This is a genomic window from Rhodobacter capsulatus, assembly GCF_003254295.1.
GTDB classification, from domain to species: Bacteria; Pseudomonadota; Alphaproteobacteria; order Rhodobacterales; family Rhodobacteraceae; genus Rhodobacter; species Rhodobacter capsulatus.
This window is the reverse complement of sequence record NZ_QKZO01000003.1, coordinates 308,066-320,531: the sequence shown is the minus strand read 5'-3', so window position 1 is coordinate 320,531 and position 12,466 is coordinate 308,066. Positions and strand designations below refer to the sequence as shown.

At 65.7% G+C, this 12,466-nt stretch carries 11 protein-coding genes; 9 read left to right on the top strand and 2 right to left on the bottom strand.

Annotation, left to right across the window (positions count from 1 at the left end):
* A partial coding sequence (locus LY44_RS06135) for a pseudouridine synthase (protein ID WP_111395975.1) occupies positions 1–1,049 on the bottom strand: 1,049 nt, incomplete at its 3' end.
* A gap of 119 nt (positions 1,050–1,168) precedes the next feature.
* On the opposite strand from LY44_RS06135, the gene LY44_RS06130 reads away from it, so the two are divergent.
* The 3 genes from LY44_RS06130 to LY44_RS06120 all read left to right on the top strand — a co-directional run bounded on the left by LY44_RS06130 (position 1,169) and on the right by LY44_RS06120 (position 3,520).
* Positions 1,169–1,618, top strand: a complete 450-nt coding sequence (locus LY44_RS06130; RefSeq protein ID WP_055212637.1) for a nucleoside deaminase — start codon at positions 1,169–1,171, stop codon at positions 1,616–1,618.
* Positions 1,619–2,064: 446 nt separating this feature from the next.
* Positions 2,065–2,997 carry an NAD(+) diphosphatase gene (gene nudC, locus LY44_RS06125; protein WP_055212638.1) on the top strand — a complete coding sequence of 311 codons (933 nt, stop codon included), beginning with the start codon at positions 2,065–2,067 and terminating at the stop codon, positions 2,995–2,997.
* A 64-nt stretch (positions 2,998–3,061) separates the two neighbouring features.
* Complete coding sequence (locus LY44_RS06120; protein ID WP_055212639.1) at positions 3,062–3,520, top strand: SRPBCC family protein; 459 nt, start codon at positions 3,062–3,064, stop codon at positions 3,518–3,520.
* Positions 3,521–3,688: 168 nt separating this feature from the next.
* Here the strand turns inward: LY44_RS06120 and LY44_RS06115 are convergent, their stop codons facing one another.
* A complete protein-coding gene (locus tag LY44_RS06115) occupies positions 3,689–4,528 on the bottom strand; it encodes a prephenate dehydratase (RefSeq protein ID WP_055212640.1) in 840 nt (279 codons plus the stop codon).
* A 200-nt stretch (positions 4,529–4,728) separates the two neighbouring features.
* Between LY44_RS06115 and LY44_RS06110 the strand changes: the two genes are divergently transcribed.
* From LY44_RS06110 to LY44_RS06085, 6 genes are all read left to right on the top strand, one after another.
* Positions 4,729–5,328: a c-type cytochrome gene (locus tag LY44_RS06110; RefSeq protein ID WP_223230674.1), complete on the top strand. Its 600-nt coding sequence runs from the start codon at positions 4,729–4,731 to the stop codon at positions 5,326–5,328.
* Between the two features lie 123 nt (positions 5,329–5,451).
* The gene (locus LY44_RS06105; protein WP_055212642.1) at positions 5,452–7,344 is read left to right on the top strand and encodes an extracellular solute-binding protein; all 1,893 of its coding nucleotides are present in this window, start codon (positions 5,452–5,454) and stop codon (positions 7,342–7,344) included.
* A 47-nt stretch (positions 7,345–7,391) separates the two neighbouring features.
* The gene (locus LY44_RS06100) at positions 7,392–8,543 is read left to right on the top strand and encodes a microcin C ABC transporter permease YejB (RefSeq protein WP_055212643.1); all 1,152 of its coding nucleotides are present in this window, start codon (positions 7,392–7,394) and stop codon (positions 8,541–8,543) included.
* Positions 8,543–9,649 carry an ABC transporter permease gene (locus tag LY44_RS06095; protein WP_055212644.1) on the top strand — a complete coding sequence of 369 codons (1,107 nt, stop codon included), beginning with the start codon at positions 8,543–8,545 and terminating at the stop codon, positions 9,647–9,649. The genes LY44_RS06100 and LY44_RS06095 overlap by 1 nt, the downstream gene beginning before the upstream one ends.
* On the top strand, positions 9,646–11,238 hold the full coding sequence (locus LY44_RS06090; RefSeq protein ID WP_055212645.1) for an ABC transporter ATP-binding protein: 1,593 nt from the start codon (positions 9,646–9,648) through the stop codon (positions 11,236–11,238). Before LY44_RS06095 ends, LY44_RS06090 begins: the two co-directional genes overlap by 4 nt.
* Positions 11,235–12,461, top strand: coding sequence for a glycosyltransferase (locus LY44_RS06085; protein WP_055212646.1), 1,227 nt, complete (start codon positions 11,235–11,237; stop codon positions 12,459–12,461). Before LY44_RS06090 ends, LY44_RS06085 begins: the two co-directional genes overlap by 4 nt.
* Positions 12,462–12,466: the final 5 nt, after the last annotated feature.

Genomic DNA, 12,466 nt, shown 5'->3' with positions numbered 1-12,466 from the left:
TTGCGGTCGCCATCTTCGCGGCGGGCGTAGGGTTTCCGGTCGCCGTCCTCGCGCCGCGCGAAGGGCTTGCGGTCGCCATCCTCGCGATGCGATTTCATCCCGAAGGACTTCGGCTTGCGATCGCCCTCGGCCCCGGCGAAATCGCGCTGACGGCCAAAGCCCTTGCGTTCTTCGCCTTCGGCGCCCTCGGGGCGCGGCCTGCGGGCCCCGGGCTTCGGCGCCATCCGTTCGGACCGCGGCGGCTTGCCGTCCTCGACACCCAGCAAAAGCCGGTCGCCCAGCTGGTCGCGCAGCATCTTGCGCTTCACCTCGACCACCGCCCCCGGTTCCATGTCATTGAGCCGGAACGGGCCGTAGCTGACCCGGATCAGCCGGTTCACCGTCATGCCGACTTCGGTCATCGCGCGGCGGATCTCGCGGTTCTTGCCCTCGCGGATGCCCACGGTCAGCCAGGCATTGGCGCCCTGCTGGCGGTCAAGGCTGACTTCCATCGGCTGGAAATCCTCGCCCTCGATGGTGATGCCGCGGCGCAAGGGATCAAAGGTCTCGGTCGTCGGCCGACCATTCACCCGCACGCGGTATTTGCGCAGCCAGCCGGTTTCCGGCAGCTCGAGCCGCCGCTTCAGCCCGCCGTCATTGGTCAAAAGCAGCAGGCCTTCGGAATTGAGGTCAAGCCGGCCGACGTTCAGCACCCGCGGCATTTCCTCGGGCATCTCGTCGAAAATCGTGCGCCGGCCCTGTTCGTCCTTCTCGGTCGTCACCAGGCCCAGCGGTTTGTAATAAAGCCAAAGCCGGGTTTCCTGCGGCGCGTCGATCGGCTTGCCGTCGATCACCACCTTGTCCGTGGGCTTGACGTCCAGCGCGGGGCTGGCGACCTTCTTGCCGTTCACCGTCACCCGGCCCGCAAGGATCATCTTTTCCGCATCGCGGCGCGAGGCGACGCCCGAGCGCGCAATCACCTTGGCGATGCGCTCGGCGGTATCGGCGGTTTTTTCGGGGGAAACGGCAGCAAGAACCGCACCGAGGGCGGTTTCGTTCGCATCGGACATTTTCAATCCTTCAAGGGGAGGGGGCGCGCGACCATCGCGGGCGAAGGCACCTTCCTACACCTCTTGCGCCGGTTTGGAAAGCGACTTGATCGGACAAGCTTTGCGGGCGATGAAAGGCGATGCAGTTCAAAAGCCACATGCAGGCCGCGCTGGCCGAGGCCGAAGCCGCCGCCGCCCGCGGCGAGGTGCCGGTGGGCGCGGTGATCGTCGCCCCCGATGGCCGGGTGATCGCCCGGGCGGGCAACCGCACCCGCGAGCTGAACGATCCCACGGCGCATGCGGAAATCCTTGCCATTCGCGCGGCTTGCGCGGTGCTGGGCTCCGAGCGGCTGGTGGGTCACGACCTTTATGTCACGCTGGAACCCTGTCCGATGTGCGCGGCGGCGCTGTCGGCGGCGCGGATCGCGCGGCTTTATTACGGCGCGGGGGATCCGAAATCGGGCGGCGTGGCGCAGGGGCCGCGGATCTTCGCGCATCCGCAGTGCCACCATGTCCCCGAGGTCTATGACGGCATCGCCGCCGACCCCGCGGAACGGCTGTTGAAGGCGTTTTTCGCGTCCCGCCGCTGAACTTCTCGCCGCTGAGAGCGTCGGTTCCCGGACTTCGTCGGGGCGACGTGGCAGGGAGGAGGAGGCCACGTCGCCCCAAGGCCACCTTGCGCGGCCGGATGGGTCTGCACCTTGCGGTGCGTCGTCACTTTGCACCTTTGCGGTGCACCGTTAGTCTTGCACCTTTGCGGTGCGGGTCCCCTGTCGGACTTTTCTTCCTTTTCCTGACCTTGCCGCGGCGCGGCGCGCAGGGGAACCGGCAACGGCGCGAAGCGGGCGCAAAATCCGGCAGTGATCCGAAACCAAGCCTGTTTTCGGGGGCCGTGCCGCAAATTGCGGCACCGCAGCAACGAACGGGCCATCCGGCGCCTGAGTCCCGCCGCGCGCGGGGGCCGGGGGCGCGGGGCGTGACTGGTCAAGCCGCCCCGGCCATGCCACAACCGGCGCGACGCTGGCGGAATGGGACGATGACGGCTGTGAACCTGCAGGAATTTCTGGGTTTTACCGGGCCCGAGGAGGGCCCCGGTCTTGACCGCGCGGCGAAGCTGCGCGCCGATCCCGCGGCGCAGGCGGCGCTTTGGGCCGATCCGGCGGCGCGCTGCATCGGCTTTGTCGCAGGCGATGTCCTGATGGCGCCCGAGGGCACGGCCGCCGATCCGGTCACCGGGCTTGGCCTCTGGTCGGTGCCGACCGCAGGTCACGCGGCGGTGCCGCGGCTGTTTCTGGGCCTGATCGGTGCCGCCCCGGTCTTCGCGCTCGATCTGCCCGAGACGGCGGCGCCCGCGGGGGCCGAACGCGCCGATCTGCGCTGGATGCTGCCGCGGCTTTGCCCGCGCGCCGCCGAATTGGCGGCGACCGCGCGCGGGCTATTTGTCTGGCACCGGTTCCACGGCTTCTGCCCGGCCTGCGGCACGGCCACGGCGATCCGCGAGGCCGGTTGGCAACGCGATTGCCCGGGCTGCGGCCGGGTGCAGTTCCCGCGCACCGATCCGGTGGTGATCATGCGCATCACCCGCGCCGATCAGGTGCTTCTGGCCCGCAGCCCGGGCTGGCCCGAGGGGCTGCATTCCTGTCCGGCAGGTTTCATGGAACCGGGCGAGACCCCGGCGGCGGCGGTCCGGCGCGAGGTTCTTGAGGAAACCGGGATCCGCGTCGGCGCGGTGCGGTTTCTGGTCGCGCAGCCCTGGCCGTTTCCGGCCTCGCTGATGCTGGGCTGCGCGGGCGAGGCGGGCCCCGGGGCGATCACCCTTGATCCGGTGGAAATCGAGGCGGCGCTCTGGGTCGGCCGGACGCGCCTTGCCGCGATTCTGGCAGGCCAGGACCCCGACATCCGCCCGCCGCGGCCCGGCACTGTTGCACGCTGGATGCTGCACGATTGGCTTGCGCGCCCGGCCGATTGACAGCCGCGGGGGCTTTCGGCAAGGGAATCGGGTGGCCAAAGCGGCCACCTCATCGGAGGCAGGCATGAAATTCAGCAACCGCGTCGACGTGGCCTTGCCCGCCGACAGGCTTTTCGAACAGCTCACCGACATCCCCGCGCTGGAACGCGCCGCGATGAAGAAGGGCGTGGTGATGCGCAGGCTCGATTCGCTGGCCGAAAAGGGCGCGGGCCTGTCCTGGGACGTGGGCTTTCGGCTGCGCGGCAAGCCGCGGCAGATGGTCGTCGACGTCGCCCGCTACGAGGCGCCGGTGCGGATCGATTACAGCGGCACTTCCTCGGGGTTCGAGGTGACGCTGGTGCTGGAATTCGCCGCGCTGGCGCCGCGCCGCAGCCGGATGTCGACGCTGCTCGAGATCAAGCCGCGCACGCTGGGCGGGCGGCTTTTGCTGCAATCGGCGCGGCTCGGCCGGGCCAATCTTGACCGCCGCTATGACGAACGGATCAAGAGCTTCCTGCGCGATCTGGAAAGCCGCGCCGCCTGATCGGGCGGGGGCAGGGGGGCTGCGCGCCCCCCTCTTGGCCTGCGGCCAATTCACCCCTGCGGCGTATTTTGCCAAGGAAAACGCGATGTTTTTTCTTGGTGCAAATAGGCCGGGGGGAGTCCGAAGGACGGGGGGCAAGGCCCCCCCTTTTTCATTCCTGCCCGCTCTTCATTCTTGACGGCGCGGATCGGCCGGATAGGTGCCCAGGATGTGCAGATACGAGGTGAAATAGCGCAGCTCGTCCAGCGCCAGGCGGACGTTTTCATCCTCGGGATGGCCCTCGATATCGGCGTAGAACTGCGTCGCGGTGAAGGAGCCGTCGAGCATGTAGCTTTCCAGCTTCGTCATGTTCACGCCATTCGTCGCGAAACCGCCCATCGCCTTGTAAAGCGCGGCCGGGATGTTGCGCACTTCAAAGACGAAGGTGGTCATCATCCGGGGGCCGCGGCGGCGGTCGTCGGGCTGGCGGCCCATGACAAGGAAGCGGGTGGTGTTATGGCCGTGATCCTCGATGTCGCGGGCCAGCACCTCAAGCCCGTAGATCGAGGCGGCGAGGTCCGAGGCCAGAACCCCCTCGCCCGGGGTCTTTGACCGTGCAAGCTCCGCCGCGGCGCCCGCGCTGTCGGCAGCGGCATGGCCCGCGATGCCATGGGTGCGCAGGAACCGCGCCGATTGCGGCAAAAGCACCAGATGCGCCCGCACATGCCGAATGTCTTCCAGCTGCGTGCCCGGCAGGCTCATCAGCGCGATGCGGACGCGCAGGAAATGCTCATCGAGGATATGCAGCCCCGATTCCGGCAACAGCCGGTGAATGTCGGCGACCCGGCCATAGGTCGAGTTCTCGACCGGCAGCATCGCCAGCTCGGCCCGGCCCTCGCGCACGGCGTCGATCACCTCCTCGAAGGTGGCGCAGGGCAGCGGATCCATCCCCGGCCGCGCCCGGTTTGCGGCCTCATGCGAATAGGCCCCCAATTCCCCCTGAAAGGCGATCACGCCATTTCCCGCCATGCCTGCATTCCCCTGACAGTCGATCCGCCCCCTTGATGTCGCAAAGACCGGGCCAAGAAAAGCGCCGATCTGCCGTCAAGCCCCTGATCCGCGCCTTTTTATCGCGCCCCAAACGCAATTTGCCGCGCGAATGAACCTTGAAATGTGCAAGGCGAAGCGCGTAGATGCGCCAACCGCAGATGCCAACCGCCGGGGGAGCCATGCTCGTCAAGACGCACATCACGAAGATTGGGGTCACGCTTTTCGCCGTGGCCCTGTTCTACGGGTTCATCTACATGCTTTCCAACTCGCTCTTCGCGACGCGACCGGCCACCGCCGTTGCGGTCGGTGCGGACGGGAGGGCCCTGCTGCCCTCGGTTGACGAGGCCGCCATGCCCGCCAAGGCGCCCGCCGCTGCCGCGCCCGCCGCCGACGCTGCCGAAGCTGCCGCCCCGGCCGAGCCCGCCGCGCCGCCGCCGCCCGCCTATGTCGAAGTGGATCCGGCCACCATCACCGGCGATGCGAAAGCCGGCGAAGAGAAGTTCAACAAGACCTGCAAGGCCTGCCACAAGATCGATGGCAAGAACGCCGTCGGTCCGCATCTGAACGGCGTCATCGGCCGCGCCACCGCCACCGTCGAAGGCTTCAAATATTCGACCGCGATGAAGAACCATGTCGGCAACTGGACGCCCGAGCGTCTCGACATCTATCTGGTCAGCCCGAAAGCCGAAGTGCCGGGCACCAAGATGTCCTTCGTCGGTCTGCCCGAAGCTGCCGACCGCGCCAACGTGATCGCCTATCTGAACACGCTGCCGCGCTGAGCGCAGCCACAGAAATTCCGGGGGCCGTGCCGCAAGGTGCGGCCCTTTCCTTTTGCCCTCACATCTTTGCAACTTGCCCCGGCGCCGCCTTCGCCCTTTAGTGGGACAAAAGGGGAGAGCAAAATGGCGAAAGCGGCAGGTCTGGTGGCGGTGCGGGAACGGCGGGGGGACATGCTCCGCGCCCTTGGCGGCGGGCTTCTGGCCTTGTGTCTGGCCAGCGGCCTTGCGGGTCCGCTGCGCGCCGGGGAGACGATCACCGCCGCGGCGATCGCCACCCTTGGCACGGTGAAATATCCGCCCGATTTCAAGCATCTGGATTATGTGAACCCAGATGCGCCGAAGGGCGGCGAGATTTCCGAATGGACGCCCTACGGTTTTGACAACTTCAACCCCTACACGATCGAGGGCCGCGCCGCGCCTTTGTCCAGCGCGCCGCAGGAAAGCATGTTGACCGGCACCGCGGATACGGTGGGCGAGGCCTATTGCCTGCTCTGTGAAAGCTTCGAATATCCGCCCTCGCGCGATTGGGTGATCTTCACCCTGCGCCCCGGCATCACCTTTTCCGACGGCACGCCGCTGACGATCGAGGATGTGCTGTTTTCCTATGAAACCATGCGCGACAAGGGCTTGTCGAGCTTCCGCGCGGTGGTCGCGCAGCAGATCGCCGCGGTCGAGGTGCTGGATGCGCGCCGGATCAAATTCACCTTCAAGCCCGATTACCCGAAGCGCGACATCATCCAGTCGGCGGGCGGCTTTCCGGTGTTTTCGAAGGCGCAGTTCGCGCGGGACAAGATCGATCTGGCCAAGCCGGTGCCGGTGGCGCTGATCGGCTCGGGCCCCTACATGCTCGACAGTTTCAAGATGGGCCAGACCGTGGTCTGGAAGCGCAACCCGGCCTATTGGGGGGAAAAGCTGCCAATCAATCTCGGACGCGCCAATTTCGACCGCATCCGCGTCGAATATTACGGCGATTACCAATCCGCCTTCGAGGGGTTCAAGGCGGGCAGCTACACCTTCCGCAACGAGGCCAGCTCGATCATCTGGGCGACGCAATATGCGTTCCCGGCGGTGCAGGCGGGGCATGTGGTCAAGGCGCAGCTGCATGATGGCAGCGTCGCGAACGGGCAGGGCTGGGCGATCAACCTGCGGCGCGAGAAGTTTCAGGACATCCGCGTGCGCCAGGCGCTGGCCTTGATGTTCAACTTCGACTGGTCGAACGAGACGCTGTTTTACGGGCTTTATGCGCGGATCAATTCGCCCTGGGAAAATTCGGAGCTGGCGGCGACGGGCACGCCCTCGGCGGAGGAGCTGGCGCTGCTGACCCCCTTGGCCAAGGATCTGCCCGAAGGCGTTCTGACCGATCCGGCGGTGATGGCGGCCGTGTCGGGCAAGCGCCAGCTTGACCGGGGCAACATGCGCAAGGCGGCGGCGCTGCTGGATGCGGCGGGCTGGGTCGTGGGCGCGGACGGGATGCGGCGCAACGCGAAAGGGGAGCTGTTGCATGTCGAATTCATCAACGACAGCCAGACCTTTGACCGGGTGATCAATCCTTTCGTGGAAAACCTGCGCGCGCTGGGGGTGGATGCGGTGCATCTGCGCGTTGATGATGCGCAGCATCAGGAACGCAAGGCGCGGCATGATTTCGACCTGATCACCGGGCATTTCGGCCAGGATCTGTTGCCGGGCGCCGATCTGCAGCAATATTTCGGATCTGCCGCGACCGCGGATGCCTTCAATCTGGCGGGCATCGCCAATCCGGCCATTGACGCGCTGATCCGCAAGGTCGAGGAGGCGACGAGCCGGGAAGAGCTGATCCCCCGCGTGCATGCGCTGGATCGGGCGCTGCGGGCGCTGCAGTTCTGGGTGCCGCAATGGTACAAGGACAGCCACACCGTCGCCTATTACGACATCTACGAGCACCCCGAAACGCTGCCGCCCTATGCGCTGGGAGAGCTGGACTTCTGGTGGTATAACGCCGAGAAGGCTGCAAAACTGAAAGCGGCAGGGGCGCTCTAGGGCTTTTTGCTCGCCTGAAAGTTGCAAAAGTGCAAGGCAAGGGAACGATGGGCGCCTATATCCTGCGGCGGTTGATGCTGGTTGTGCCGACGCTGTTCGGCATCATGCTGATCAATTTCGCGCTGACGCAATTCGTGCCCGGGGGGCCGATCGAAAGCATCATCGCCCGGGTGCAGGGCGAATCCGATGCGACGCGCAACCTGACCGGCGGCGCCGATGCGGGGCAGCAACAATCGGCCGAGGACATGGGCTATCAGGGCGCAAGGGGGATTTCCCCCGATCTTCTGGCGCAGCTCGAGGTGCAGATGGGCTTTTCGCGCATCACCTGCGCCCCGGGTTTCACCGGCGCGCCGAACCTGAAGGATCCGGCCTGCACGCGCGAGAAGATCCCGGCGCATGAGCGCTTTTTCAAGATGATGGGCGATTACCTCGTCTTCGATTTCGGCAACAGTTTCTTCAAGAACAAGTCGGTGATCGATCTGGTGATCGAGAAGCTGCCGGTCTCGATTTCGCTCGGGCTCTGGTCGACGCTGCTGGCCTATCTGATCTCGATCCCCTTGGGAATCCGCAAGGCGGTGAAGGACGGCACCAGCTTCGACACCTGGACCTCGGCCGCGATCATCGTCGCCTATGCCATTCCGACGCTTGTGTTTTCCGTGCTCTTGATGGTGCTTTTCGCGGGCGGCAGCTACTGGAAGATCTTCCCGCTGCGCGGGCTGACCTCGGATGATTTCGACACGCTCTCGCTGGGCGGCAAGGTGCTCGATTACCTCTGGCACATCTGCCTGCCGACGATCGCGATCACGCTGTCCTCCTTCGTCACGCTGACGCTTCTGACGAAGAATTCCTTCCTCGACGAGATCAACAAGCAATATGTGATGACCGCCCGCGCCAAGGGGCTGACCGAATCCCGCGTGCTTTACGGCCATGTCTTCCGCAACGCCATGCTGATCGTGATCGCGGGGTTCCCGGGCCTGTTCCTCTCGGTGCTCTTTTCCGGCTCGCTGATCATCGAGACGATGTTCTCGCTCGACGGGCTTGGCCTTCTGGGCTATCAGGCCGCGGTCGAGCGTGACTATCCCGTTGTTTTCGGATCGCTTTATGCGTTCGGCCTGATTTCGCTGGGGATCGGGATCCTGTCCGACATCACCTATACCCTTGTCGATCCGCGCATCGACTTCGAGCGGAGGGCCGGTTGATGCCCCTGTCCCCCCTTGCGCAGCGCCGGTGGCGCAACTTCCGCGCCAACCGCCGCGCCTTCTGGTCGCTGATCGTCTTTTCGACGCTGTTCGTCCTGTCGATTTTCGCCGAGCTGATCGCCAATGATCACCCGATCGTGGTGCGCTACCGCGGCGAATTCTTCTTCCCGGTCTATCAGTTCTACCCCGAAACCGCCTTTGGCGGCGACTTTCGCACCGAGGCGATCTATACCGACCCCGCCGTGCAATGCCTGATCGTCACCGGCGGGCGGCAAGAATGCTGGGATACCCCCGAAGACACCCGGAAAGAGGCCGAGACCAGTGGCACCGTCGGCGGCGAAGCCATTGAAAAAGGCTGGATGATCTGGCCGGTCATTCCCTATCACTACCGCACGATCAACGATGTCGGCACTGCCCCCTCGGCCCCCGACCGGGACCACTGGCTGGGCACCGACGACACGGCGCGCGATGTGGCGGCGCGGGTGATCTATGGCTTTCGCATCTCGGTCGCCTTCGCGCTGATCGTCGCCTCGGTCTCCTCGGTTCTGGGCATCGCGGCCGGGGCGGTGCAGGGCTATTTCGGCGGCAAGGTCGATCTGATCTTCCAGCGGCTTCTGGAAATCTGGTCCTCCACCCCCTCACTTTACGTGATCATCATCCTGTTTGCGATCCTCGGCCGCTCGTTCTGGCTGCTTGTGGGCGTCACGATCCTGTTTGGCTGGCCCGCGCTGACCGGCGTTGTCCGGGCCGAGTTCCTGCGCGCGCGCAATTTCGAATATGTCCGCGCCGCCCGGGCCTTGGGGGTTTCCGATCGCGTCATCATGGTCCGCCACATCCTGCCCAATGCGATGGTCGCCACCATCACCATGCTGCCCTTTGTCATCACCGGGGCGATCTCGGGGCTGGCGACGCTCGATTATCTTGGCTACGGGCTGCCCACCTCGGCCCCCTCGCTTGGCGAGTTGGCGCTGCAGGCGAAACAGCATCTGCAGGCGCCCTGGCTGGCCTTTACCGCCTTTGTCACCTTCGCCACCATGCTCTCGCTGCTTGTCTTCGTGTTCGAGGGCCTGCGCGATGCCTTTGACCCGCGCAAGGTGTTCAAATGACTGCCGTTCTCACCGTCGACACCCTGTGCGTCAGCTTCCGTCAGGAAGGCCGCGACATCCCCGCCGTCAAGGGCGTCAGCTTCACCGTGGCGAAGGGCGAGACCGTGGCGCTGGTGGGCGAGTCGGGCTCGGGCAAGTCGGTGACGGCGCTCTCGACCGTATCGCTTCTGGGGCCGAATGCGCGGGTGACGGGCTCGGTCCGTTATCTGGGCCGGGAAATGGTGGGGGCGGACGAGCCCACGCTGCGCGATGTGCGCGGCAATGACATCAGCTTCATCTTTCAAGAGCCGATGACCTCGCTCAACCCGCTGCATTCGATCGAAAAGCAGATTGCGGAAAGCCTTGCGCTGCATCAGGGGCTGACGGGCGCCCCGGCGCGGGCGCGGATTGTCGAGCTTTTGACCCGGGTCGGCATTTCGAACCCGGAAAGCCGTCTGGGCGATCTGCCGCATCAGCTCTCGGGCGGTCAGCGCCAGCGGGTGATGATCGCGATGGCGCTGGCGAACGGGCCGGAGCTGCTGGTGGCGGATGAACCGACGACGGCGCTTGACGTGACGATTCAGGCGCAGATCCTCGAGCTGCTGGCGGAACTCAAACGCGATCTGGGGATGAGCCTTCTGTTCATCAGCCATGATCTGGGGGTGGTGCGGCGCATCGCCGACCGGGTCTGCGTGATGCGCCGGGGCGAGATCGTCGAACAGGGCCGGACCGAGGAGATTTTCGCCAATCCGCAGCATCCCTACACGAAGAAGCTTCTGGCGGCGGAACCTGTGGGCCGGGCGGAACCCGTGCCCGAAGGGGCCGAGCCGCTCTTGCAGGCCGAGGGGCTGAAGGTCTGGTTTCCGATCAAGCGCGGGCTGTTGCGCCGCACCGTCGGCCATGTGAAGGCGGTGAAGGATGCAAGCCTGTCGGTGCGGGCGGGGGAAACCCTTGGCATCGTGGGCGAATCCGGCTCGGGGAAAACCACGCTCGCGCTCGCCCTGATGCGGCTGATCGAGAGCGAAGGCCCGATCCGCTTTGCCGGGCAGGATATTTCGCACTGGCAATCGAAACAGCTGCGGCCCTTGCGCCGCGACATGCAGATCGTGTTTCAGGACCCGTTCGGCAGCCTGTCGCCGCGCATGACGATCGAGCAGATCATCGCCGAGGGGCTGACGGTGCATGGCGTCGAGCCGGGGCGGAACCGGCGCGAGATGGTGGCCGAGATCATGGCCGAGGTCGGGCTCGATCCCGCCGCGATGGCGCGCTATCCGCACGAGTTCAGCGGCGGGCAGCGCCAGCGCATCGCGATTGCCCGGGCGATGATCCTGCGCCCGCGGGTGGTGGTGCTGGATGAGCCGACCTCGGCGCTGGACATGACGGTGCAGGTGCAGATCGTCGATTTGCTGCGCGACCTGCAGCGCCGTTACGGGCTGGCCTATCTGTTCATCAGCCATGATCTGCGCGTGGTGCGGGCGATGGCCCACAAGATCATGGTGATGAAAGAGGGCGATGTGGTCGAAGCCGGTCCCGCGGCGCAGATTTTCGAACGCCCCGTTTCCGACTATACCCGCGCGCTGATCGCCGCGGCTTTGGGAAAACCCGCATGAAGATCCTGTTCGTCCATCAGAATTTCCCCGGCCAGTTTCCCCATCTTGCCCCGGCGCTGGCGGCGCGCGGGCATGAGGTTCTGGCGCTGACGACGGAAACCAACACCCGCGCCGCGCCGGTGAAGGTGGTGAAATACCGCAAGCCCGCCGAGGTGACGCTGGAGCCGCGGCTGACGAAAATGTATGCCGAGGTGAGCGAGCGCGGGATGCGCGCGGCCCTTGCGGCGCGGCAGTTGCGCAGCCAACACGGCTATGTGCCCGATGTGATCTTCGGCCATCCGGGCTGGGGCGAGACGCTGTTCCTGCGCGAGGTCTGGCCCGAGGCGAAGCTGCTGGTCTATGCCGAGCTGATGTACAAGACCACCGGGCTGGATACCGATTTCGACCCGGAATTCGCCAAGCCCGGGCTGGAAAGCCGGATTTCGACCACGGCGCGCTCGGCGCATCTGATCCAGTCGATCGTGCAGGCGGATGCGGCGCTTTCCCCCACGGAATTTCAGGCCTCGACCTTTCCGCCCGAGCTGCGCGCGAAGATCACCATCTGCCATGACGGGGTGAACACGGCGCGGCTGGTGCCGAACCCCGAGGCGCGCTATACCGTGCCGGGCACCGGCCTGACGCTGCGCGCGGGCGACGAGGTGGTGACCTTCATCAACCGCTCGCTCGAGCCCTATCGCGGCTATCATACCTTCATGCGGGCCTTGCCCGATGTGCTGGCGGCGCGGCCCGCGGCGCAGGTGCTGATCATCGGCGAGGAGGGGCAGAGCTATGGCGCAGCGCCCGCCGAGGGCTCGTGGAAGCAGAAGTTTCTGGACGAGGTGAAGGATCGGCTGGATCTGAACCGGGTGCATTTTCTGGGCCGTGTGCCGTATCAGGATTTCATCACGATCATGCAGATCGGCCGGGTCCATGCCTATCTGACCTATCCCTTTGTCCTCAGCTGGTCGCTGATGGAGGCGATGTCGGCGGGGGCGATGGTGGCGGGTTCGGACACGGCGCCGCTGCGCGAGGTGATCGAGGACGGGGTGAACGGGCGGCTGGTCGATTTCTTCGACATCAAGGGCTGGTCGGCGGCGCTGACCGATGCGCTGGCCCGGCCCGAGGCTTACCTGGAGATGCGCCGGGCGGCGCGGGCCTCGGTGGTGGCGAAATATGATCTGGAGGGCCAGTGCCTGCCGCGGCTGATCCGCTTTGTCGAGACTGCGGGCGGCACGTTGATCTGAAATCC